21 protein-coding genes are annotated in these 21,766 nt (G+C 63.1%); 9 read left to right on the forward strand and 12 right to left on the reverse strand.

Annotation, left to right across the window (positions count from 1 at the left end):
• Nucleotide 1: 1 nt before the first annotated feature.
• Complete coding sequence (feoB, locus tag ACN9MU_RS30485; RefSeq protein ID WP_426165831.1) at nt 2–1,891, reverse strand: ferrous iron transporter B; 1,890 nt, start codon at nt 1,889–1,891, stop codon at nt 2–4.
• 4 nt (nt 1,892–1,895) lie between these two features.
• Nucleotides 1,896–2,168 (reverse strand): FeoA family protein, encoded by a 273-nt coding sequence (locus ACN9MU_RS30490; protein ID WP_057261371.1) that lies wholly within the window; start codon nt 2,166–2,168, stop codon nt 1,896–1,898.
• Between the two features lie 157 nt (nt 2,169–2,325).
• On the opposite strand from ACN9MU_RS30490, the gene ACN9MU_RS30495 reads away from it, so the two are divergent.
• Both ACN9MU_RS30495 and ACN9MU_RS30500 read left to right on the forward strand, forming a co-directional pair.
• Complete coding sequence (locus ACN9MU_RS30495) at nt 2,326–2,535, forward strand: (2Fe-2S)-binding protein (protein ID WP_057261372.1); 210 nt, start codon at nt 2,326–2,328, stop codon at nt 2,533–2,535.
• Between the two features lie 10 nt (nt 2,536–2,545).
• Complete coding sequence (locus ACN9MU_RS30500) at nt 2,546–3,226, forward strand: energy transducer TonB (RefSeq protein ID WP_426319560.1); 681 nt, start codon at nt 2,546–2,548, stop codon at nt 3,224–3,226.
• A 128-nt stretch (nt 3,227–3,354) separates the two neighbouring features.
• On the opposite strand, the gene ACN9MU_RS30505 is transcribed toward ACN9MU_RS30500, so the two are convergent.
• Both ACN9MU_RS30505 and ACN9MU_RS30510 read right to left on the reverse strand, forming a co-directional pair.
• Nucleotides 3,355–4,035 carry a Fe2+-dependent dioxygenase gene (locus ACN9MU_RS30505; protein WP_426336567.1) on the reverse strand — a complete coding sequence of 227 codons (681 nt, stop codon included), beginning with the start codon at nt 4,033–4,035 and terminating at the stop codon, nt 3,355–3,357.
• A gap of 2 nt (nt 4,036–4,037) precedes the next feature.
• A complete protein-coding gene (locus ACN9MU_RS30510; protein ID WP_426165839.1) occupies nt 4,038–6,332 on the reverse strand; it encodes a TonB-dependent receptor in 2,295 nt (764 codons plus the stop codon).
• A gap of 156 nt (nt 6,333–6,488) precedes the next feature.
• Between ACN9MU_RS30510 and bfr the strand changes: the two genes are divergently transcribed.
• From bfr to ACN9MU_RS30525, 3 genes are read left to right on the forward strand one after another with little or no spacing between them, the layout of a single operon-like run.
• The gene (gene bfr / locus ACN9MU_RS30515) at nt 6,489–6,965 is read left to right on the forward strand and encodes a bacterioferritin (protein WP_057261376.1); all 477 of its coding nucleotides are present in this window, start codon (nt 6,489–6,491) and stop codon (nt 6,963–6,965) included.
• Nucleotides 6,965–7,447 (forward strand): helix-turn-helix domain-containing protein, encoded by a 483-nt coding sequence (locus ACN9MU_RS30520; RefSeq protein ID WP_426336568.1) that lies wholly within the window; start codon nt 6,965–6,967, stop codon nt 7,445–7,447. Before bfr ends, ACN9MU_RS30520 begins: the two co-directional genes overlap by 1 nt.
• The gene (locus ACN9MU_RS30525) at nt 7,444–7,866 is read left to right on the forward strand and encodes a VOC family protein (RefSeq protein ID WP_426165844.1); all 423 of its coding nucleotides are present in this window, start codon (nt 7,444–7,446) and stop codon (nt 7,864–7,866) included. The genes ACN9MU_RS30520 and ACN9MU_RS30525 overlap by 4 nt, the downstream gene beginning before the upstream one ends.
• Here the strand turns inward: ACN9MU_RS30525 and ACN9MU_RS30530 are convergent.
• The 7 genes from ACN9MU_RS30530 to ACN9MU_RS30560 all read right to left on the reverse strand — a co-directional run bounded on the left by ACN9MU_RS30530 (nt 7,863) and on the right by ACN9MU_RS30560 (nt 17,144).
• Complete coding sequence (locus ACN9MU_RS30530) at nt 7,863–8,792, reverse strand: PfkB family carbohydrate kinase (protein ID WP_426336569.1); 930 nt, start codon at nt 8,790–8,792, stop codon at nt 7,863–7,865. The two genes, ACN9MU_RS30525 and ACN9MU_RS30530, sit on opposite strands and share 4 nt — an antisense overlap.
• A 30-nt stretch (nt 8,793–8,822) precedes the next feature.
• Nucleotides 8,823–10,175 (reverse strand): MFS transporter, encoded by a 1,353-nt coding sequence (locus tag ACN9MU_RS30535; RefSeq protein ID WP_426336570.1) that lies wholly within the window; start codon nt 10,173–10,175, stop codon nt 8,823–8,825.
• Nucleotides 10,172–11,113, reverse strand: coding sequence for a PfkB family carbohydrate kinase (locus ACN9MU_RS30540; protein WP_426343884.1), 942 nt, complete (start codon nt 11,111–11,113; stop codon nt 10,172–10,174). Before ACN9MU_RS30540 ends, ACN9MU_RS30535 begins: the two co-directional genes overlap by 4 nt.
• Before the next feature lie 21 nt (nt 11,114–11,134).
• On the reverse strand, nt 11,135–12,991 hold the full coding sequence (locus tag ACN9MU_RS30545; RefSeq protein ID WP_426336572.1) for an alpha-amylase family protein: 1,857 nt from the start codon (nt 12,989–12,991) through the stop codon (nt 11,135–11,137).
• Nucleotides 12,992–13,004: 13 nt separating this feature from the next.
• The gene (locus tag ACN9MU_RS30550) at nt 13,005–15,332 is read right to left on the reverse strand and encodes a TonB-dependent receptor (RefSeq protein ID WP_426336573.1); all 2,328 of its coding nucleotides are present in this window, start codon (nt 15,330–15,332) and stop codon (nt 13,005–13,007) included.
• A gap of 162 nt (nt 15,333–15,494) precedes the next feature.
• Complete coding sequence (locus tag ACN9MU_RS30555) at nt 15,495–16,520, reverse strand: LacI family DNA-binding transcriptional regulator (RefSeq protein ID WP_426336574.1); 1,026 nt, start codon at nt 16,518–16,520, stop codon at nt 15,495–15,497.
• A 12-nt stretch (nt 16,521–16,532) separates the two neighbouring features.
• Nucleotides 16,533–17,144: a glutathione S-transferase family protein gene (locus ACN9MU_RS30560; RefSeq protein ID WP_426165858.1), complete on the reverse strand. Its 612-nt coding sequence runs from the start codon at nt 17,142–17,144 to the stop codon at nt 16,533–16,535.
• Between the two features lie 133 nt (nt 17,145–17,277).
• On the opposite strand from ACN9MU_RS30560, the gene purB reads away from it, so the two are divergent.
• The 4 genes from purB (at nt 17,278) to ACN9MU_RS30580 (ending at nt 20,565) form a co-directional block, all read left to right on the forward strand.
• Nucleotides 17,278–18,651: an adenylosuccinate lyase gene (gene purB, locus ACN9MU_RS30565; protein ID WP_426165860.1), complete on the forward strand. Its 1,374-nt coding sequence runs from the start codon at nt 17,278–17,280 to the stop codon at nt 18,649–18,651.
• A gap of 246 nt (nt 18,652–18,897) precedes the next feature.
• On the forward strand, nt 18,898–19,422 hold the full coding sequence (locus ACN9MU_RS30570) for a cytochrome b (protein ID WP_426319571.1): 525 nt from the start codon (nt 18,898–18,900) through the stop codon (nt 19,420–19,422).
• 15 nt (nt 19,423–19,437) lie between these two features.
• The gene (locus ACN9MU_RS30575; protein WP_426165862.1) at nt 19,438–19,983 is read left to right on the forward strand and encodes a YceI family protein; all 546 of its coding nucleotides are present in this window, start codon (nt 19,438–19,440) and stop codon (nt 19,981–19,983) included.
• A 15-nt stretch (nt 19,984–19,998) separates the two neighbouring features.
• Complete coding sequence (locus ACN9MU_RS30580) at nt 19,999–20,565, forward strand: YceI family protein (protein ID WP_426165864.1); 567 nt, start codon at nt 19,999–20,001, stop codon at nt 20,563–20,565.
• Between the two features lie 59 nt (nt 20,566–20,624).
• On the opposite strand, the gene ACN9MU_RS30585 is transcribed toward ACN9MU_RS30580, so the two are convergent.
• The gene (locus ACN9MU_RS30585) at nt 20,625–21,722 is read right to left on the reverse strand and encodes a hypothetical protein (protein WP_426165866.1); all 1,098 of its coding nucleotides are present in this window, start codon (nt 21,720–21,722) and stop codon (nt 20,625–20,627) included.
• Between the last annotated feature and the right edge of the window lie 44 nt (nt 21,723–21,766).

Consider the following 21,766-nt stretch of genomic DNA (forward strand, 5'->3'; position numbering starts at 1 on the left):
TTCAGCCTCCCAGCGCCAGGGCGACGCGGTAAGTGATGAATGTGGCGGTGTACGCCAGCACGAACATGTAACCCGCCATCATCAGCGGATACTTCATCGAATTGGTTTCGCGGCGCACCACGGTCAGCGTGGACAGGCATTGCGGCGCAAAGACGTACCAGGCCAACAGCGCCAGCGCGGTCGGCAGGCCCCAGCTGGCCTGGATCACCGGCGCCAGGGAATTGGCCAGCTCGTCGCCGGTCTGCGACAGCGCATAAACGGTGCCCAGCGCGCCGACCGCCACTTCACGCGCCGCCATGCCCGGCACCAGCGCAATGCAGATCTGCCAGTTGAAGCCGATCGGCGCGAAGATGAATTCCAGTGCGCGGCCCAGCATGCCGGCCACGCTGTAGTAGATCGGCGGATGGGTCGCGCCTTCCGGTGCGCCCGGGAAGCTGGACAAGGCCCACAACAGCACCATCAAGGTCAGGATGGTGGTACCGACGCGCATCAGGAAGATCTTGGCGCGCTCGTACAGGCCGATGGCCAGGTTGCGCATGTGCGGCCAGTGGTAGGCCGGCAGCTCCAGCATGAGCGGCTGGTTGCGCTTGGCTTTCATGGAGCGCTTCATGACCCAGGCCACTGCCATGGCGGAGATGATGCCGGCAAAGTAGAGGCAGAACAGCACCAGGCCTTGCAGGTTGAACATGCCCCACACTTCGCGGTCCGGGATGAAAGCGGCGATCACCAGTGCATACACCGGCAGGCGCGCCGAGCAGGTCATCAGTGGCGCAATCATGATGGTCACGATGCGGTCGCGCGGGTTCTGGATGGTACGCGCTGCCATGATGCCGGGAATGGCGCAGGCAAACGACGACAGCAGCGGGATGAAGGCGCGGCCGGAGAGACCGACGCCACCCATCAGGCGGTCCAGCAGGAAGGCGGCGCGCGGCAGGTAGCCGCAGTCTTCCAGCACCAGGATGAAAAAGAACAGGATCAGGATCTGCGGCAGGAAGACCAGCACGGCGCCAACGCCGCCCAGCACACCGTCCACCAGCAGGGAGCGCAGCACGCCGTCGGCCATATGCGCTTTGACCAGCACGCCGAGGTGCTCGACGCCGCCGCTGATCATGTCCATCGGAACTTCAGCCCAGCTGAACACGGCCTGGAATACGCAGAACATCAGGACCGCCAGGATGATCGGCCCCATGAACGGGTGCAGCACGAAGTGGTCGATCTTTTCGGAGCGGTTGCCGCGGTCGTCGGCATCCTTGACGGCGACCGACAGGATGCGGCGCACTTCGCGCTGGGTTTCCTCAACGCTCACGGCATCGATGGCGGACAGCGGGTTGGCGACGCTTTCATAGAACGGCCACAGGCCGTCCAGTGCATCGACCAAGGCTTTCTCGCCGCCGCTCTTCACGGCCACGGTTTCCACCACCGGCATGCCCAGTTCCTGCGACAGCTTGCCCGCATCGACCACGATGCCGCGTTTCTTCGCGACGTCGACCATGTTCAGGCACAGCACCATCGGCAGGCCGAGGCGCTTGATTTCGAGGACCAGGCGCAGGTTCAGGCGCAGGTTCGTGGCATCGACCACGCACACCACGACGTCGGGCGAACGCTCGCCTTCGCGCAGGCCGGCCACCACGTCGCGCGTGATCATTTCATCAGGAGTATGGGCCGACAGGCTGTAGGCGCCCGGCAGGTCGAGCAGGCGGTACTGGTTGCCGGCACTGGAAGTGAACTGGCCTTCCTTGCGCTCGATGGTCACGCCGGCATAGTTGGCGACCTTCTGGCGCGCGCCGGTCAAACGGTTGAACAGCGCGGTCTTGCCGCAATTCGGGTTGCCCAGCAGGGCGACCATTGGCTGCTGCGCGATGGCTTGCGCGGCCTTTTCTACTGCACCCATTGATTTATTCCGGTTGGATCGAGATCAGCGCGGCCTCGAAGCGGCGCAGGGCAAACGTGGCATTGCCGACTTTGATGGCGAGGGGTTCGCCGCCTGGCAGGCCACGCTTGAGCATGCGGATGCGCTCACCGGGCACGAAGCCCAGCTCCATCAGGCGGCGCGCCAGGTCAGCGCCGTCCTCGGTATCTTCAGGATTGCCCGGAGCGATATGGATCACCGTTCCGCTCTGCCCCACCGGCAGGGAATCAAGCTTGATCAGGGTAGGAGCAAGGGTCATGGTGAACTTTCCAGGGCGAAATACAACCTCGCCATTATAAATGAGAATGGTTTTCAATTTCGCTTGCATTGTAGCCCTGTTCGGGTAGAATGGGAACCGTAATGATAATGATTCTCAATAACGGAATCACAATCTTAGCCAGAAGGTAATCTCTGAAATGATCGTTTGTGTCTGCAACAACATCTCTGATCGAGAAATCCGTCAAGCCATAGATATGGGTATCAGCTCCATGGACGAGTTGCGCGAAGCGCTCGGCGTGGCCACCTGCTGCGGCAACTGCCTCAGCTATGCGGTGGAAGTGCTGGACGAACATCTGGGCAGCGGAATACAGGAGACTGTGCTCAAGCGCCCATCACTGACCGTGTAAGGAGCGCTTCATGCAATCGATGACTTTCCCGGCCGGCGGCGATTTCGGCGCCGGCGTTGGCGGCGCCAAGCTGACCAAGATCGCAGCGGTCGTCGCCTTGCATGCAGTCCTCGGTTATGCCTTTATTAACGGCACCATGCATCGCCTGGTGGACCGTATCCCGGAAGTGGTGAATGTCACGTTTGTGGCGCCGCCGCCACCTCCCCCGCCAGCTTCGCAGCCCAAGACCGTAGAAATCGCGCAGAAAGCGCCTTCGATCACCCCACCGCCGCTGCCGATGCTGCCGATCGTGATTGAAAATACCATCACCCCGCCGCCTTCGCAGGCGCGCGTGACCGAGCCTGCACCGGCAACGCCGGTCGTGGTGGCGCCGGTTGCTGCGGCGCCGGCGGCACCTGCCGCACCGGCTGGCCCGCGTGTGATCTCCGCTGTTGAGTATATCCGTGCGCCGCAGCCGGTGTACCCGTCGGTGTCGCGCCGCATGGGCGAACAGGGCGTGGTGACCTTGCGCGTGCTGGTCAATGAGAAGGGTTATGCCGAGCAGGCCTCGGTACAGAAATCGTCCGGCTTCAACAACCTGGACGAGGCTGGCCGCGCTGCTGTCATGCGTGCGCTGTTTAAGCCTTATGTGGAAGATGGCAAGGCGCAGCCGGTGTATGTGGTTGTGCCGATCAATTTCCAGATGTCCTGAAAACCGGTAAACCGATGTCAGACCCGCAGGGTCTGACACCTATGTGCAAACGCCGCGGCTTCTCTCGAAGTCCGCGGCGTTTGTGTTTCAGTGTCTGACCCTGCGGGTCAGACACTGGTTTACCGGTTTTAAAGGTCAGCCCACATCCGCAACAGATTGTGATAATGGCCCGCCAGGCCGACAGTGGCCTCGTCATCGCCATGCGAAGCGCGCAGCTTCTGGATATTCTGGTCCAGCTCGAACAGCATGGCGCGCTTCCAGTCGTCGCGCACCATCGACTGCGTCCACAGGAAAGACGCCACGCGCTCGCCGGCAGTCACCGGATTCACGCGATGCACGCTGCTGGCCGGATAGATGATCGCATCGCCCGCTGGCAGCTTGACCTCGTGTGCACCGTAGCTGTCCATCACAGTCAGCTCGCCGCCTTCATACTCTTCGGGATCGGACAGGAACACGGTAGTGGAAACGTCCGAACGCATCACGTCCGACGAGCCCGCCATATGCCGGATCGCGCCATCGATATGCAGGCCGTAAGTCTCACCGCCCGCATAGCTATTGAAATACGGCGGCAAAATCTTCAGCGGCAGCGCCGCCGAATAGAACAGCGGGTTTTTCGCCAGCGCCTTGATGATGATATCCCCGAGTTCCAGCGCCAGCGGCGTCCCTTCCGCGATCTGGCGGTTGCGCTTGACTTGCGCCCCCTGCGATCCCACGCTGGCGCGGCCGTCGATCCATTCGGCGGCCGCCAGGCGTTGGCGGAAGAGTTTGACTTGCTCCGGCGTCAGCACGCCGGGGATATGCAGCATCATGATCAGTAGCGGAAGTTCGCAGTCAGGATTGCGGTACGGCCCACGCCAACACCGGCATAATGGTTGGAGCCGACCTTGTCGTAATACAGCTTGTCCGTCAGGTTCTGGATGTTCAACTGCAGGCTGATGTTCTTGTTCACATCATAGCTCGCCATCGCGTCGTAGCGGGTGTAGCCCGGCACGAACTTGGTGTTGTTGACGTTGCTCCATACCTTCGACACTGCATTCACGCCGCCGCCAATGACCAGGCCTTGCATGATCGTGTACGAAGTCCACAGCGAAGCGCTCTGCTTTGGCGTTGCCGGGAAGGCGTTGCCGTTGAACGGGGATGCAGCATACACCGGCTTGGCGGTGGTGCCGACGTTAACAAAGCCGTTGTCCTCAACTTCGGAATCGAGCCAGGTGTAGCCGCCGAAGACCTGCCAGTTGCTGGTCAGTGCGCCGCTCACGCCCAGCTCAAAGCCCTTGACGGATTTCTTGCCGACGTTCTGGGTGGTGCCATCCACGTTGGTCACGCGGGCGTTGTTCATCTTGCTGGAGAAGATGGCGCCGCTGACGGACAGCTTGCGTGCCAGAATTTCCCACTTGGTGCCCAGTTCGAAGTTCTTGCTGTCCTGCGGCTTCAGGTTCTGTACCGAGGTGGACAGCGCGTCCACGCCATCGCCGCCGTCGTTGCCCGGAGGAGTGGACGAGGTGCCGTACGACACGTAGATGCTGCTGTTGGCTGCTGGCTTGTACACCAGGCCCGCCTGGTAGTTGGCGAAGCTGGACTTGTTTTCCGCGTCAATCGCAGCCACAACCGGGGTGGCGGCGGTGTTGGCGTTGGTGTGCAGGCCGGTGCGGAACTCGTCCCAGCGCACACCTACGTTCAGCAACCACTGCGGGTTGAACTCGATGGTGTCGAAGCCGTAGGCCGAGCGGGTGTTGGTGTGCACCTTGGTGTCGTTCGGCGCCACGCTGCGTACCTGGCCGACGGTCCATGGATCGTACGGGTTCGGGTTGGACAAGGTTGTGCAGTTGTACAAGGTTTCCGCGCCTGCGGTAGGGCAGGTGGTGGTCTTGGTCAGCGGGTTGTTGGTGCCCGGGGTGAAGTTGTAGGTCGCGCGCTCGGTCACTTCGCGGCTCACTTCCACGCCGGCGGTGAAGCTGTGCTTGACGCCTGCTGCAATCAGGGAGCCGGTCAGGCTGGACGCATTGGCCAGCGACTCGGTTTCCGCATTGCGGCTGTTGTGGCGGCGCCATACGGTGCCATACAGCACCACGTTGCCCTTGGAGTCGTCCGGCAGGGTGTAGACGTATTCATTGCCGGTCTTGCCGTAACGGGTCACGTTGCGGAAGGCCAGGCCGCTGCTGAATTCGTGCTTGATGTCGATGGTGCCGATGTCGGACTTGGTGTCGCGGAAGTCGCGGTCGACCAGGCCGTAAAAGGTCTCGCTTGGCACGTTGACTGGCTTGCCGACGCCGTTCTTGGCCACGTTCGCGCCGGTGGTGAACGGATTGTCGAATGGCACGCCGGCGTCCGGCAGCTCGCTCGACTTGTAATGGTAGTAGCTCAGGTTGACTTTGGTCGGACCGGTCAGGCCGAAGGCCACGCTTGGCGCAAAGCCCCAGCGGTCGCTGTAAATCTCGTCGTGATGGCCAGCAACGTGGTTTTCATGGCCCATCAGGTTCAGGCGCACGGCGGCGTTATCGCCGATCATGCGGTTCACGTCGGCGGTCACACGGCGATATTTCGCGGTACCCAGGCCAACGCTGGCGTTACTGAAGGTTTCCGCCTTGGCGGTCTTGGAAACCATATTGATGCCGCCGCCAGCGGACGAGCGGCCGCCGTAAGCGGAATTCGGGCCTTTCACGACTTCGATCTGCTCCAGCGCGAAGATTTCGCGCGACTGGGAGCCGCTGTCGCGGATGCCGTCGATATAGGTGTCGGTCTGTGCGTTGTAGCCGCGGATGAACAGGTTGTCGCCCACTGGCTGGCCGCCTTCGGCAGCGCCGACGGTGATGCCCGGCACGGTGCGCAGCGCATCGGTCAGGGAGGTGGCGCCGGTCTGGGAAATCACCTCGGTCGGGATCACGGTCACCGATTTCGGGGTATCCAGCAGCGGGGCGGTGAATTTGTCGGATGCCGATTTCTTAACCTGGAAATCGCTGCCATTCTGGCCGGTAACGACCACTTCCTGCATTTTCTGCTCTGGTGCAGCGGTGTTGGTCTCGGCTTGCGCTACAGGCATCACCAGGGTGGCGGCGATGGCGGCGAGCGTAGCTGGCGCGTGCTTGCGGCTCTTAATGTAAGACATGGACAACTCTGAATTGTTGGGATAAAACGCAAATGATAATTGTTTTCATTTACATTAGCAATGTCGTTAGCAATCCTATGTTGCCCTCATGACTAGGTGGGAGCCCTGCTTCGTGGCAAAATGCCATTATTCCCAACCAAACAAGAAGGAAACCCCATGAAGGGCGACAAAGACGTTATCCGTCTGCTCAATGCGCAGCTGACCAACGAGCTGACAGCGATTAACCAGTACTTCCTGCATGCGCGCATGTACCGTCACTGGGGCTTCGACAAGCTGGGCAAGAAAGAGTACGACGAGTCGATCGGCGAGATGAAGCATGCCGACCGCCTGATCGACCGCATCCTGATGCTGGACGGCCTGCCGAACCTGCAAGCGCTGCACAAGCTGCTGATCGGCGAGAACACCGAAGAAATGCTGGCTGCCGACCTGAAGCTGGAAAAAGGTGCGCATGTGACCATCAAGGAAGGCATTGCGCAATCCGAGAAAGTCGGCGATTACGTGTCGCGCGACCTGCTGCTGGATATCCTCAAGGATACCGAGGAGCACATCGAATGGCTGGAAACCCAGATCGACCTGATCGGCAAGATCGGCATCCAGAACTATCTGCAATCGCAGATGTCGGAAGCCGAGTAATGCCCGGACAAAGTCCGGAACTCTTGCGGCGCCTGCTGCGCGCCAAAGACAAGATGGACGCCGCCTCGCAAGAGGAATGGCCGGTAAGCCGCCTGGCGGAAGTGAGCTGCGTTTCTGCAACTCACTTCGCCCGCTCCTTCAAGGAGGCGTTCGGCCTCCCTCCCCACCGCTACCTGCTGACGCGCCGCATCGAGCGCGCCGTGACGCTGCTGCGCGAAACCGACCTGCCCATCACCGAAATCGCCTACTCGACCGGCTGGAACAGCATCGGCACCTTCGGCCGCACCTTCCGCGACATCACCGGCAAGAACCCGGGCGACATCCGGGAACAGGTACGCCTCGAGGCTGAGCAGGCCGGACGGGTGCCGGCCTGCGTACTCAGCGCCGCGCACCGGCCGGACCTCACAATGGCAGTTTCGGAGAAGCGGCGCCAGGAGAGCGTCCCTACAATGGAGTCTCACTTAAAGGAGACCACCCCATGACTCAAGGTATTCAAACCGTCGGCCTGTATGTTCGCGACCAGGATGAAGCGCTGGCTTTCTATGTCGACAAGCTCGGCTTCAAGGTCCATACCGACGTGCGCAACGGCGACTACCGCTGGCTGACCGTGCAGCACCCAGACCAGCCATCGTTCCAGCTCGGCCTCTACGTGCCGGGTCCGCCCGTCCATGATGCGGCAACCGCGCAGGCGCTGAACGCACTGGTGGCCAAGGGCGCCATGCCGCCGATGGTGCTGGAAGTGGACGATTGTTTCGCCGCCTACGACAAGCTGCACCAGCAAGGCGTGGAATTCAACCAGGAGCCGGTGGAACGCTACGGCACGGTGGATGCGGGCTTCCGCGACCCGTCCGGCAACGGCTGGAAGATGATCCAGACCCGCCGCAAGGTGGCAGCGGCTTAAGCCAGGCCCCAGGCTGTGCGCCAGGGCGCGTAGAACGCCGGATCCGGCGATACCGCGCCCGCAATGCCGCACACGGCGCCGGCAAAGGCATTGGCGCGCTCCAGGATCAACGGCATCTCCCAGCCGCGCGCACGTCCGGCCAGCAACACGGCGGCAAACGCATCGCCCGCTCCCACCGAGTCGACGAACCGGGCCGGTTTGCTGGTGCGGTGGTCGACCACGCGCGAACCATCAGCGCCGAAATACATGGCGCCGCGCTCGCCCAGCGTGACCAGCACCCCCTGGATGGAGAAGTTGTGCATCATGGCACGGACCTCCGCTTCGACGGCGGCGCAGTCCATGTCCACCGTGTCAGGACAGGTGTGACAGTACCAGGAGAACAATGCCTGCAATTCATCCTCATTGACCTTGACGATATCGGCCCGCTGCAGCGCGGCGAACACCACTGCTTCATCCACCCCGTCGCGCAAGTTCAGGTCAAGGAAATGTTCAGCCTCGCTGGCGCCGTCCAGCACCGCGTTGAGCGCAGCGCGCGAAGCCGGCTCGCGCTGGGCCAGGGTCCCGAAATACACGGTGTCGGGAGAGAAGGCGCGCATCACGTCTACCGCGGCTGCCGCTTCGATATGGTCATAAGCCTGTTCGGCCAGGATGTGGAAGCGGTGGCCGCCATTGCCATCGCGCTCCACGAGCACGCGGCCGGTCGGCTGCGGGCCATGCTGCAAGCCCTCCGTGCTCATGCCGAAGCCTGCAAACGCCTCGCGCACCTGGTCGCCGTAACGGTCGTTGCCGACGCGCGTTACCATCAGTGCGGGCAGGCCCAGCGCAGCCAGGTTGCGCGCCACGTTGAAGGGGGCGCCGCCGACGATCTGCTGGTCGCCAAAGTCGTCCAGCAGGGCTTCGCCAAAAACCAGTACTCGCTCTGACATCGCTGCCCTCCCCACGTTGATCGGCTCGGGCTATTTTAGCAAAACAGCCTCCTGGCGCGGAGCAGTGTCGGACCGCGGTCGTGCGGCGCGCAGCTTGACGAACAGTACGGCCACGGCTGCGCATAGCAGCAGCGCACCGGCCAGGCGCACCACGTTGGCAGGGTCGCCGTGCAGCAAGCTGCGGTAATACAGTGGCAAGGTGAAAATCTGGATGATCATCGGAATCACGATGAACATATTGAAGATGCCCATGTACACGCCGGTGCGTTCGGGCGGTATGCTGCCTGCCAGCATCACGTAGGGATTGCCCATGATGCTGGCCCAGGCCAGCCCGATGCCCAGCATGGGCCACAGCAATTGCAGCGGTTCGCGGATCAGCGGAATGCTGAGCATGCCGATGCCGGCAGCCGCCAGGCAGATGCTGTGCGTGATTTTCGGGCCGAAGCGGCGCGTGAACGGTACCAGTGCAAAGGCAGCAAGGAAGGCGACGAAGTTGTAGAAAGCGCCCACCTGCCCGTTCAGCAAGCCCGCTTCGCGGAAACCGGCCGAAGCGGGGTCGGAAGTCTTGTAGATCGAAGACGCCAGCGCCAGCATGATGTACTGCCAGTAGCAGAACATGGCGTACCACTGGAACAGCTTGACCACGGCCAGTTGCTTCATGGTGGGCGGCATGTCGCGCAGCGCCTCGGCGATTTCCTGCAGGGTGTGGCGCCAGCCGGTGGGTTTCGCACGCAGTTCCGCTTCTTCTTGCGGCGACAGCGGCAATTCCGGCGTGGTCCAGCAGCTCCACAACACCGAGGCGATCGAGAAAACAGCCCCCAGCAGGAAGGCGCCGATCACCGTGTAGGGAATGTGGTGGCTGTTGACTGCGTCGCGGCTGATGCCGAGGTAAACCAGGATCGAGGGCGTGAGGTAGGCCAGCGTCTGTCCCAGTCCCGTGAACGCGCTCTGGGTCAGGAAGCCGAGCGAATGCTGGCGCACGGCCAGGCGATCGCTGACGAAGGCGCGGTACGGCTCCATCGTCACGTTGTTGGCCGCATCGAGTATCCACAGCAGGCCGGCGGCCATCCACAGCACAGGGCTGAAAGGCATGGCCAGCAGGCCCAGGCTGCAAATCAGGGCGCCGATCAGGAAGTACGGCGTGCGGCGTCCCCAGCGCGAAACGGTGCGGTCGCTCAGGGCGCCGATGACGGGTTGCACCAGCAGTCCGGTGACGGGACCGGCCAGCCACAGGTAAGGCAGGCTGGCTTCATCGGCGCCCAGGTATTTGTAAATCGGGCTCATGCTGCTCTGCTGCAGCCCAAAGCTGAACTGGATGCCGAAGAAGCCGATGTTCATGTTGACGATCTGCCGGAACGACAGATGCGGTTTATGCTGCGTCATCGCGTGGCTCCTTCCGCTGCGGCTTGCCAGCGCTGGGTCCATGGTTCGTAAAACGCCAGGTCCTGCGGTACTGCGCCGGACAGGCTGCATACGGCGCCGGCGAAGGCGTTGGCGCGCGCCATGGTCAGCGCCAAGTCCCAGCCTTGCACATGGCCGTGCAGGAAGACGGCGGAGAAAGCATCGCCAGCGCCCACCGTGTCGACCAGCTTGTACGGCTCTTCGTTGCCATGCTCGCGGATCACCCGGCCGTCTGCGCCAATATACATCGCGCCGCGCGGTCCTAACGTGACGACCATTGCCTGCAGGCTGAATTTCTCGATCAGCAGGGAGCACGCCGGCGGCAACTCCGGATCATGCGCCTTTACCAGGCGCGGACCGTCCGGCGCATACCAGGCCAGCAGGGCCGCCAGTTCGTCTTCGTTGACTTTCAGGATGTCGGCGTGGCGCAGCGATTCGTAGACGCTGCGCTCCGTGTACTGGCCTTCGCGCAGGTTCAGGTCGAGGTAGCGGGTCGCCTGGCTGGCTTCCAGCAGTTCGATCAGCGCCGTGCGCGAAGTCAGGTGGCGCTGGGCCAGGGTGCCGAAGTACAGCACCTGCGGCCTGGCCGGCTCGAACGCGGCGCGTGCCGAGGCGGCATCGATATGGTCATAGGCCTGGCCGGGCAGGATGTGGAAGGCGTGGCCTTGCAGGCCGCGCTCCACCACGACGCGGCCGGTCGGCCAGGCGGGGTCGGTCTGCAAGCCCCATTGCGGCATGCCGTAGCGCTCGAACTCTGCGCGCACGGCGGCGCCGTTGGCGTCCTGGCCGATGCGGGTGATCATCAGGGCCGGCGTGCCCAGGGCTGCCAGGTTGCGCGCCGCGTTGAAAGGCGCGCCGCCGACTACCTGCTCGCTGCCGAAATCATCGACGAGGGCTTCGCCGAACATTGCCACACACATGGCTGTCTCCATCATGTTTTTTCAGTGATCGCGCTCGAGCCAACACATGGCCCATGGCGCCAATGTGATCTTCCCGGACAGCGTGCCGCGCTCGATGGCGTCGGTCCATTGGCCTTGCAGCGCGAACTGCTGCGGCTTGCCCGAGAAGTTGTATAGCGCGAGGAAGGCATGGCCGCGCTGCAGCGCCAGCACCGCCGACACCGACGCAAGCAGCGAGCGCGGCTCGCCTGCCGCCAGTGCTGGGATGCGCTGGCGGGCCGCGACCAGGCCGCGCAAGGCCCCGTAGACGCGGCCCGCTTGCGTGCTGATGTCGTGGCGTTGCGCCAGGCGCTCTTCGTCGAGGGCGGGACGCTGCAGCCAGCGGCTATCCATCGCCCGGTCGGGGCGCTGGCGGAAACTGTAATCGTTGGCCTGCCCCAACTCGTCGCCCATGTACAGCACCGGCAGCGCACCAAAGCTTAACGCCAGGCCGTGCAGGAGCATCAGGCGCCGCATGGCCAGCCCTTCGGCCTCCGCGCCATCTGCGCCTTCGAGACCGACCAGGCTGGCCGCCATGCCGTTGCTGCCGTGCGCGGCGTTCGGATCGCTGCTCTGGAAAGCTTCGCCCCGTGCGTAGCTGCCGCCGTCACCCGCGAAGAAGCGCGAGATCGCGGCAAGGCGCGCTTGCGGATCGCCCGTCCCCGAGGCTTCCGCACGCAGGACGTTCCAGCCGATATCGTCATGGCAGCGCACGTAACTGAGCCAGCTTGCGTGCGGCGGCAGCGGCGGCGTGTCTTCGGCCACCTTGCGCACCAGTGCCGCGTCCTGCTCCGCCAGCGAGCCCCAGGCCGCCGCCATCAGGCTGCTGTGGTAAGCGATATGGCATTCCGGTTGCGCAGCCTGGCCGAAGTAGGCCGGCAGCTCGCGCATCGGCACGATCGCCTCCGCTTTCAACAGCACACCCGGCGCGGCGATGGAGGCCAGGGCACGCAGGGCCTGCAGGATCAGGTGCGCCTCCGGCTGGTTCATGCAATTGGTGCCTTCCCGTTTCCACAGGAACGCCGTGGAATCGAGGCGGAATACTTCGATCCCCCGGTTGGCCAGGCGCAGCAGCGTCGAGGCCATCTCGGCGAATACTTCCGGGTTGGACCAGTTCAAGTCCCACTGATAGGGATAGAAGGTGGTCCATGCCCAGCCGCCCGCTGCCGGCACTTCGGTGAAATTGCCGGGCGCCGCCTGAGGGAAGACCTGGCCCAGCGTCTTTTCGTAACGGTCGGGCAGCACGCGGTCCGGGAACAGGTGGAAGTAGCCGCGCAGGCGCTGGTCCCCGGCGCGGGCTCCCAGCGCCCACGGATGGTCGTCCGCCACATGGTTCAGGATGAAATCCGAGCACAGGCTGATGCCTGCTGCGCGCAGGTTTTCCGTCAGCGCCTCGAGGTCGGCATTGTTGCCGAAGCGCGGCTCCACTTCTTCGAAACTGGCTACCGCAAAGCCGCCGTCATTCTCGCCTTTGCGCATCTTCAGGAAAGGCAGCAGGTGCAGGTAGCGCACGCCCAGTTCCTGCAGGTGCGGAATGCGCCTTGCGACGCCGCGCAGGTCGCCGCCGAGGCGGTCGACGTAGGCGCAATAGCCCAGCATCTGCTGCCCGAGGAACCAGCCCGGCTGTGCAGCGCGTTCGGCGTCAAGCGCCGCCAGCGCCGGGCTGCGTGCGGCAAGCAGCTCCGCTACGGTAGACAGCAGGCGGCCATACCACAGCTCGAAGCCCGGAGTGCGCCCATACAGCGCATGCAGGCAACTGTGCAGTGCCGGCGCATGCTCCGCATAGCGGCGCACGGCTCGCGCACGGCGCCCCTCCGGCAAGACTTCGAACAGATGGTGGGAGGATGAAGACATCGGCATGACGGTTTCCAGGTCAGAAGGAGTAGCTCAGGCCCATCTTCACGGCGCGGCCGCCGATCGAACGCGCGGCATGGCCGTCGCCCTCAACCTCGGTGTAGCCGATCTTGTTGAACAGGTTATTGACGCTCAGCGACAGGCTCAGTTGCGAGTTGAACTGGTAGCGTGCGAACAGGTTCACGGTGCGGAAGGCCGGCATGTCGATGGTGTTGGCATCGTCCGCCCACGAGCGGCCAGTACCCACCAGGCTGCCGCCCACAGTCAGCGGGCCGGCGTTGTAGCTAGGCGCAATCTGGTAGGTGATGCGCGCCTGGCGGCGCGGCGTATGTCCAATGGTGGATTCCTGGCCAGCCGCAGCGCCGACGATCTCGGCATCGGTCCAGGTCAAGCCGCCGTTGATGCGGAAGTCGCCCAAGCTCCATGCCGCTTCCAGCTCGGCGCCCTTGGCGTCGTAGCGGTTGGCGGTGCTGATCTGCGTCGTCGCTTCGAAGTTCGATTCGTCGGTCTTGGCCCGGAACAGCGTCAGGAACGCACTGGTGCTGCCGGAACGCCATTTCACCCCGCCCTCCACCTGGCGCACAGTGTTGATGCTGATCGGCGCACTGCCATCGAGCGGCGTGCCGAACAAGATGCGGTCCGCATTGAAGGCTACGCCGTCGCTGACACGGGCAAACAGCGCCAGGTCGCGATTGAGCTGGTAGTTGCCGCCCACCGAATACGAGGTGTGATGAATCTTGTAGTCGACCAGTTGTTCGTTGGCCGGTTCGTAGACCAGGCCATTGGTGGCGATATTGGCCGTGCCGTTGGCGCGCTGGCGATCCTGGCGCACGCTGGCGTCAAAGTTCAGCGGGCCCTTTTCCCATCCCACGTTCAAGTAGGGCGAGAGCAGCTTGTATTCCATGTCTACCGCGCGCATGCAGCAGCCGCCAAAGGCCGGTCCGACATAGCCGGGCGTGGCCGATGCGGTCTGCAGCAGCGCGGGGTTGTCGCCGGTAAGCTGCATCAGGTATTCGTTGAAGTTCCAGGTCAGGCCCAGTTTCTGCAGCGAGGTGTACAGGCCGCCCGTGGCGGTCAGCTTGCCGCCGTTGATGGTAAAGGTCTTGGCCAGTTTCAGGTCGTTCAGGGTATTGTCGGCGTTGTCGATCGAGGTGTTGAATACCACGGCGGAGAAGGCCATGCCGTTATAGGCCTTTCCCTTGTCCGGGCCGGTGGCGATCACGTAATTGCCGGCCACGCCGTTATTTGCCGGGAATACGCCGAGGAAGCGGCCGCTGTTGTTCGACTTGCGGAAGCTGTCGCTCAAGGTAATGCCGTTGCCAAGGTCGAAGGAAGCGGCAATGCCGAAGCTGTCGCTCTTGACGCGCAGGCCGTCGTTGACATTGCTCGATGCCTTGCCGTTTTCCTTGGTCAGCGAGATATCGCGCGTCCAGTAAGGCGAATAGAACGTGGTGTCGCGCGGATCGATGCCGGGGATTTCGCTGATGCGGCCATTGGTGACGCGCACCGGCACCGGCAGCGCGGTCGGGGCCTTGTCGTCCAGGTGCTTGAAGGATAGCCTGATCCAGCCGTTCGACAGTTCCTGCGTGATGTTGCCGCGGATCTGCCCACCCTCTTCCGTGTTCATGCCGGTATTGCGCTGGCCTTCGCCGGTGCGGTAATGGCCGCCGATGAAGAAGCGGGTCTTTTCCGCCAGGCGGCCGCCGTAGTCGAAGTCGTAGCGCGTTTCGTCGTAGCCCAGGCCGCGCTGGATGCCGATATTGCCGCCCTGCTGTTCGCCGGTCTTGCTGATGAAGTTGATGATGCCGCCCGGCGAGTTGGTGGCCAGGGTCGAGGCCGAGCCGCCGCGCACCACTTCCAGGTGGTCCAGCGAACCGTCGATCTTCACAAAGCTGTCCGGCGTGATGAAGTTGAAGTCGCCCGACTGCAGCACGGGCAGGCCGTCTTCCTGCATCTGCACATAGCGCGCACCGCCGGCAGAAATCGGCACGCCGCGCACGGTGATGTTGGCATTGCCCTCGCCGCCTGAGGACTCGGCGCGTACGCCGGGCACGGAGCGCAGCACTTCAGCGGCGCTGGTCGGGGCGGACAGGGAAATCGCTTCCGACTCCATGGTACTGACCGAGATACTGGAGCGCATCTTGGAACTGCGGCTGGCGGTGCCGGTGACCACCACGCGCTCCAGCTTCAAGCCATCGGCTGGCGCCGCGGCAGCAGACACTGGCGCTGGCGCCTGGTCGTCGGCGTGGGCTGGCTGCGGCGCAGCTTCCTGGGAATAGGCGGGGTGGGCGAATGCAGCAGCGATGGCAGCAGCCATGCAGCCACGCTGGGCTGTACGTAAAACCATTGTCTCCTCCGTTGATCGGGCTTATTCATCGGCCATCTGGCCGCGTCTGTTTATCTGCAGATGCCTCATTATTCATCAGCTTTTTGCAAATTGCAATCGATTGCAAAAATTATTTGCAGAACGCTCGTGCGCTAGTGCCGTGCGCAATGCAAACGGTTGCAATCAGCGCGAGCTGGCGCGCTGGATCAAGGAAGTGGGAAGTTCAATCGAGCGGGCCGCCTGGCCCTCGGTCTGTGCCAGCAGGGCTGCCACCATGGCGCGCCCCGCGTCGCGCACGGGCTGGCGCACCGAGGTCAGGGGAGGATGGAAGTAGGAAGAGAGCTCGATATCGTCATAGCCGACGACAGCCACATCGCCCGGCACCGAGCGGCCCTGCTCGCGCAAGGCGTTAATGGTCATCATGCCCAGCAAGTCGGAACAGGCAAACACCGCGTCGTACTGCACGCCGCGCCGCGCCAGTTCCGCCACCGCCTCGCGCCCGCCTTCCGGCAGGAAGGAAGCCCCCACGCACAGCTCGGGATCGAGCGCGATGCCGGCCGCCTGCAAGGCCGCGCAATAGCCGCGGTAGCGCTGCTCGACTTCCGGCAGGCGCGTATCGCCGAAGAAGGCAATGCGGCGCCGGCCCTCGGCCAGCAAATGCTCGGCAGCCAGGCGGCCGCCGCTCAGGTTATCGCCGCCGACGGTGCAATACAGCTGCTGCGGCATCTGCGCCCCCCACACCACCAGCGGCACATGGCGCGCCGCCATTTCGTTCAACTGGTCGTGGTGGCCCCACTGGCCGATCAGGATGATGCCGATCACGCGGCCCGTATCGAACGGCGTGGCGGCGGAGTCGAGCTGCTCCGCATCCACGCGCGACAGCAGCATGTCGAAACCCTGCTCCGTCAGCGCATCGGCCAGGGAGCCGATCATCGACAGGAAGAAGGGATCGGAAAGGCTCTGGTGCACCTTGGCATCGGATGGCACCACCACGGCCACCGAGCGGTTCTGTTTCAGGCGCAGGTTCTGTGCGCCGACGTTGATGGTGTACTTGAGCGAACGCGCCAGCTCCATGATGCGGGTGCGCGTCTCCTCGTTAACCAGCTTGCTGCCGGCCAGAGCACGCGACACGGTGGAGGTGGACACCCCCGCCAGGCGGGCGATGTCCGCCATCTGCAGGCGTTCCTGGGACGGTGGCTTGGCTGCCATGCGGGGCGGCGCTTACGCCTGCGGGACGGTGTCTTTGAAGGATTGGCGCTCGGACAGCTTGTCGTACAGGCGGCCCAGGTTAGGATGCTTGCCGCGCCAGTCGATATCCGGGAAACGGAAGCTCAGCCAGCCCAGGCAGCAGCCCACGGCAACGTCGGCCAGCGAATAATGGTTGCCGGCACACCAAGGATCGTCATCCAGGCGCTCGGACATCGACGCCAGGCCCAGTTCCACCTTTTGCATCTGGCGCGCAATCCAGGTTTCGCTCTGCTGTTCGGGCGGGCGCTGGTTGCGCTCGAGGCGCATCAGCACCGCGGCATCCAGCACCCCGTCTGCCAGCGCTTCCCAGCACTTGATGTTGGCGCGCTCGCGGCCATTCGGTGGCAGCAGCTTCGACACCGGCGACACGGAATCCAGGTACTCGACGATCACGCGCGAATCCTGCATCGCGTAGCCGTCTTCCATGATCAGGCAAGGCACTTTGCCGAGAGGATTCAGTTTCTGGATGGTGGTGTCGGGCGCCCAGACGTTTTCCAGTTCCAGTTGATAGTCGAGTTTTTTTTCCGCCAGGACGACACGAACCTTGCGTACATAAGGGCTGGCGAGAGAACCGATTAGTTTCATAGGTGCTGAAAGTGGAGAATTAGACAACAGTATAGCATCGCGCCCCGATAGCAGGCGCAGCGTAGTGGCGGGAGGACGACGACCGGCCAATGGTAAAATCCTGTTTTTTCCCGCCTCCCTTCCCTGCATTATCATGACAACTCCTTACTCCACCCTGTCGGCCCTGTCCCCGCTGGACGGCCGTTATGCTTCGAAAACCGACAAGCTGCGCCCGATCCTGTCCGAATCCGGCTTCATGCACCACCGTGTGAAGGTCGAAATCGCGTGGCTGCAAGCGCTGTCGCTGGCCGGTTTCGCCGAAATCAAGCCGTTTTCCGCGGCCGGCACCGCCCTGCTGGACAAGCTGGCTGCCGAGTTCACCGAAGCCGATGCCGCCCGCATCAAGGAAATCGAAGCCGTCACCAACCATGACGTGAAGGCGGTGGAGTACTGGCTGAAGGAAAAAGTAAAGGACGTGCCTGAGCTGGTGGCCGCCTCCGAGTTCATTCACTTTGCCTGCACCTCGGAAGACATCAACAACACCTCGCACGGCATGATGCTGAAAGCCGCCCGCGACGGCGTGATGGTGCCGGCCCTGAACGGCCTGGTGGCCCGCCTGAAGGAAATCGCCCACGCCAACGCCGAGCTGCCGATGCTGAGCCGCACCCACGGCCAGACCGCCAGCCCGACCACCCTGGGCAAGGAATTCGCCAACGTGATCGCCCGCCTGCAGCGCGCCATCGAGCGCATCGCCAAGGTGGAAATCCTGGGCAAGATGAACGGCGCCGTCGGCAACTACAACGCCCACCTGTCTGCCTACCCATCGTTCGACTGGCCGGCGTTCTCCAGGAACGTGATCGAGCAGCGCCTGGGCCTGGTGTTCAACCCGTACACCATCCAGATCGAGCCGCACGACTACATGGCCGAGCTGTTCGACGCCTTCGCCCGCGCCAACACCATCCTGCTGGACCTGAACCGTGATATCTGGACGTATGTGTCGCTGGGCTACTTCAAGCAGAAGCTGAAGGCCGGTGAAATCGGTTCCTCCACCATGCCGCACAAGGTCAACCCGATCGACTTCGAAAACTCGGAAGGCAACCTGGGCCTGGCTAACGCTGTTCTGAAGCACCTGTCTGAGAAGCTGCCGGTGTCGCGCATGCAGCGTGACCTGACCGATTCGACCGTGCTGCGTAATATCGGTGTCGGTTTCGGCTACACCCTGCTGGCTTATGACTCGTGCCTGCGCGGCCTGAACAAGCTGGAAGTGAATCCTGCCCGCCTGGAAGCCGACCTGGATGCGTCGTGGGAAGTGCTGGCGGAGCCGGTGCAGACTGTGATGCGCCGTTATGGCATCGAGAATCCGTATGAGCAGCTGAAGGAACTGACTCGCGGCAAGGGCATTACCAGGGAAGCGCTGCGTGAGTTCATTGGCGGCCTGGCGATTCCCCAGGATGCCAAGGATCATCTGCTGGCGATGACGCCGGCGAATTACACCGGTATTGCTGCTTCCTTGGCTAAGGCCATTTAAAACCGGTAAACCCGGGTCTGACCCACAGGGTCAGACCCAGAATGACCTCACGGCCAACGGGGTTGGTTCCAGGCTCTTGACCTTCTCAAAAAGTCAAAGGCCCAGAACCAATCCCGCGGCCGTTGCGCAGTCTGGGTCTGACCCTGCGGGTCAGACCCAGACTTTCCGGTTTTAAGGAAGCTGTAAGCAAGTTAAGTTACCCTCTGGTATATTAGTCCTAACACGTACTATCTACCAAGGGTCACAATGGAACGCTACACACGAACTGCTATCGCGCTGCACTGGCTGATCGCCCTGCTGATCGTAGCCGCGTTCATTCTCGGCCTGGTGATGACCGACATCCCCGGCCTGACCCCGACCAAGCTCAAATACTATTCCTGGCACAAATGGATGGGCATTACCGTGCTCGCCCTGGCTGCCGGCCGCCTGCTGTGGCGCCTGAAGCAGCAACCACCCGCCTTCCCCCGCTCCATGAGCCAGAGCCAGGTGAAGGCCGCCGAAGCCGGCCACTGGTTCCTCTACTTCCTGATGTTCGCCGTGCCGATTTCCGGCTACCTGTACACCACGGCCGCCGGTGTGCCGGTGGTCTACCTCGGCCTGTTCAAGATCCCATCGCTGTTTGAAGCCAGCCCGGCCCTCAAGGCAATCCTGAAACCGGTACATTACTGGCTGAACATGCTGCTTGCCGCCGTCGTCATCGGCCATATCGGCGCAGCGCTGAAACACCAATTCATCGACAAGGACGGCCTGCTCAAGCGCATGCTGCCATAACCTGGAGCCACACCCATGAAGAAAAGCGTATTACTGGCCGCCCTGCTGGCCGTGGCGGCTGCAGCCAGCGCCGCAGTCCTGAAAGCCGATCCTGCCAAGAGCAGCGTATCGGCCGTGTTCAAGCAAATGAACGTGCCGATCGAATCGAAGTTCAAGAAGCACAATATTGTCATCGACTACAACGCTGCCGCGCCGGACACTTCCAAGGCCACGGTCGAAATCGAAACCGCCAGCCTGGACCTGGGCGAAGCCGAGATGAACGCCGAAGTGGCCAAGAAAGACTGGTTCAACTCGGCCCAGTTCCCTAAAGCCACCTTTGTCTCGACCGCAATCAAAAGCGCCGGCCCGGGCAAGCTGAATGTCAGCGGCAAGCTGACCATCAAGGGCAAGGCCGCCGACGTCACCTTCCCGATCACTGTCAAAGCCGACGGCGGCAAGCAAGTGTTCGACGGCGCGCTGCCGATCAAGCGCCTGGCCTTCAACGTTGGTGAAGGCGAATGGAAAGACACCGGCATGGTTGCTGACGAAGTGACCATCAAGTTCCACGTAGTTGCTCAATAACCCCCTGGAGACACCATGAAACTGAAGTTCCTGACCGCCGCCCTGCTGGCCGTATCCGCTGTTGCCGCCAACGCCGCGACCTACAACATCGACCCGACCCATACCTTCCCAAGCTTTGAAGCCGACCACATGGGCCTGTCGGTATGGCGCGGCAAGTTCGACAAGACCAGCGGCACCATCCAGATGGACCTCGCCGCCAAGACCGGCAGCATGGACATCACCATTGACGCGGCCTCGATCGATTTCGGCATGGACAAGATGAACACCCACGCCAAGTCGCCTGACATGTTCAACGTCGAGAAATTCCCGACCGTGACCTACAAGGGCAAGAACTTCAAATTCGAAGGCGACCAGCTGGTAGCCGTGGAAGGCGAACTGACCATGCTGGGCGTGACCAAGCCGGTGACCCTGAAGGTCAACAAGTTCAAGTGCATCATGCACCCGCGCTACAAGCGCGAAGTCTGCGGCGCCGACGCCTCGGCTGAATTCAAGCGCACCGACTTCGGCCTGAACTACGCCACCCCAGCCTTCGCTCCCGAAGTGAAGCTGGCAATCCAGGTCGAAGCCATCAAGGCCGACTAATACTCCAGCCCGTGTCACACCCGAGAGCCTGACCCCATGGTGTGACACGAACGCGGCCGTTACGGGAGTTCCCGCTCGTAGGCCGCGCGCACCGCATCCCTGGCGTGTTCCCATGCCATGCGCGATTTGCCCTTCACCGTTTCCCAGTCACGTTCCAGCTGGTCTTTCAGCTCCTCCCACGTGCCGCGATAGCGTTGGCGTGCGGTGTAGCCGAGCATGTAGGCTGGCTCGTAATCGTCGTAGTCGAAGGTCGGGTTGAAGTAGGCTTCGTTGCGGTAGTGGTCCTGCCAGTAGACCCGTTCTTCGCTCGGGTTGAGCAGGGTGCCGATGCCCTGGCCTGCCATGCCGCCAGCCAGCGCGCCGATGGCGCCGCCCGCAGCCATGCCGACCGGCCCGGCCGCCGCACCGGCTGCAATGCCGGCTGCCGCTCCGCCGCCCGCACCGACGCCGGTGGCGAGGTTGTGGTCATCCTCATCGTCCTCCGCTTTCGGGTTGACGATTTCCGCCGTCCCCTTGCCGACAAAGGCGCCCGCTACGCCGCCGATTACGGCGCCGGCCACCATGCCCGGCAGGCCCGCAGGTGAGCCGGCAGCAGCGCCAGCCAGCGCGCCGCCGGTGGTGCCGACGCCGACGCCCACCACGTGCTCGCCTTCACTCTCTTTCCACGCGCTTTCAATATCGGCCGCGTCGACCGAATCGCGCGTATGCACGCCCATCAGGATGCCGCCGGAGCGGATGCCTTCTTCATAGTGCTTGATGCGTTCTTCAGGGATGCCGGCGCCGATCAGGGCGCCCACCAAGCCGCCGGCCACGCCGCCAGCGCCGGCGCCTGCCAGCGCGGCTGCCAGCGGACCAGCCACCACGACGCCAAGGCCGGGCAGCACCAGAGTGGTGCCCATGGCCGCCACGGCAGCGAGGGCGGCGCCGATCGCACCGCCAACGCTGGCGCCAATGCCGGCGCCTTCCCCTGCTTTCGAACCCAGCTCCGTACCCGGCTCGCCGCTGAAATAGCGCTGGCGGGTATCGTCGCTCATGACGACGTTGATGTCGTCCTTGCCGTAACCGCGGGAGGTGGCGTGCTGCCAGGCACGCTCGGCGCTGTTGCGGTCACGAAACAGGCCGGTCACCATGCGGGATTGCTTGTCTGCAGTGTTCATGGGAATTCCCCCTTTTTTGCATGAGTCCCGGACACGATAGGCCG

The organism is Pseudoduganella sp. R-32 (genome assembly GCF_049913245.1).
In the GTDB taxonomy this organism is placed as follows: Bacteria; Pseudomonadota; Gammaproteobacteria; order Burkholderiales; family Burkholderiaceae_D; genus Rugamonas.

Coding starts and splice junctions, on each gene's coding strand:
- ACN9MU_RS30555 (WP_426336574.1), bottom strand. CDS start 16,520: ATGGCAGCCAAGCCACCGTCCCAGGAACGCCTGCAGATGGCGGACATC.
- ACN9MU_RS30570 (WP_426319571.1), top strand. CDS start 18,898: ATGGAACGCTACACACGAACTGCTATCGCGCTGCACTGGCTGATCGCC.
- ACN9MU_RS30500 (WP_426319560.1), top strand. CDS start 2,546: ATGCAATCGATGACTTTCCCGGCCGGCGGCGATTTCGGCGCCGGCGTT.
- ACN9MU_RS30535 (WP_426336570.1), bottom strand. CDS start 10,175: ATGACGCAGCATAAACCGCATCTGTCGTTCCGGCAGATCGTCAACATG.
- ACN9MU_RS30505 (WP_426336567.1), bottom strand. CDS start 4,035: ATGATGCTGCATATCCCCGGCGTGCTGACGCCGGAGCAAGTCAAACTC.
- ACN9MU_RS30540 (WP_426343884.1), bottom strand. CDS start 11,113: ATGTGTGTGGCAATGTTCGGCGAAGCCCTCGTCGATGATTTCGGCAGC.
- ACN9MU_RS30585 (WP_426165866.1), bottom strand. CDS start 21,722: ATGAACACTGCAGACAAGCAATCCCGCATGGTGACCGGCCTGTTTCGT.
- ACN9MU_RS30495 (WP_057261372.1), top strand. CDS start 2,326: ATGATCGTTTGTGTCTGCAACAACATCTCTGATCGAGAAATCCGTCAA.
- feoB (WP_426165831.1), bottom strand. CDS start 1,891: ATGGGTGCAGTAGAAAAGGCCGCGCAAGCCATCGCGCAGCAGCCAATG.
- ACN9MU_RS30545 (WP_426336572.1), bottom strand. CDS start 12,991: ATGCCGATGTCTTCATCCTCCCACCATCTGTTCGAAGTCTTGCCGGAG.
- ACN9MU_RS30530 (WP_426336569.1), bottom strand. CDS start 8,792: ATGTCAGAGCGAGTACTGGTTTTTGGCGAAGCCCTGCTGGACGACTTT.
- bfr (WP_057261376.1), top strand. CDS start 6,489: ATGAAGGGCGACAAAGACGTTATCCGTCTGCTCAATGCGCAGCTGACC.
- ACN9MU_RS30490 (WP_057261371.1), bottom strand. CDS start 2,168: ATGACCCTTGCTCCTACCCTGATCAAGCTTGATTCCCTGCCGGTGGGG.
- purB (WP_426165860.1), top strand. CDS start 17,278: ATGACAACTCCTTACTCCACCCTGTCGGCCCTGTCCCCGCTGGACGGC.
- ACN9MU_RS30575 (WP_426165862.1), top strand. CDS start 19,438: ATGAAGAAAAGCGTATTACTGGCCGCCCTGCTGGCCGTGGCGGCTGCA.
- ACN9MU_RS30560 (WP_426165858.1), bottom strand. CDS start 17,144: ATGAAACTAATCGGTTCTCTCGCCAGCCCTTATGTACGCAAGGTTCGT.
- ACN9MU_RS30580 (WP_426165864.1), top strand. CDS start 19,999: ATGAAACTGAAGTTCCTGACCGCCGCCCTGCTGGCCGTATCCGCTGTT.
- ACN9MU_RS30550 (WP_426336573.1), bottom strand. CDS start 15,332: ATGGTTTTACGTACAGCCCAGCGTGGCTGCATGGCTGCTGCCATCGCT.
- ACN9MU_RS30510 (WP_426165839.1), bottom strand. CDS start 6,332: ATGTCTTACATTAAGAGCCGCAAGCACGCGCCAGCTACGCTCGCCGCC.
- ACN9MU_RS30525 (WP_426165844.1), top strand. CDS start 7,444: ATGACTCAAGGTATTCAAACCGTCGGCCTGTATGTTCGCGACCAGGAT.
- ACN9MU_RS30520 (WP_426336568.1), top strand. CDS start 6,965: ATGCCCGGACAAAGTCCGGAACTCTTGCGGCGCCTGCTGCGCGCCAAA.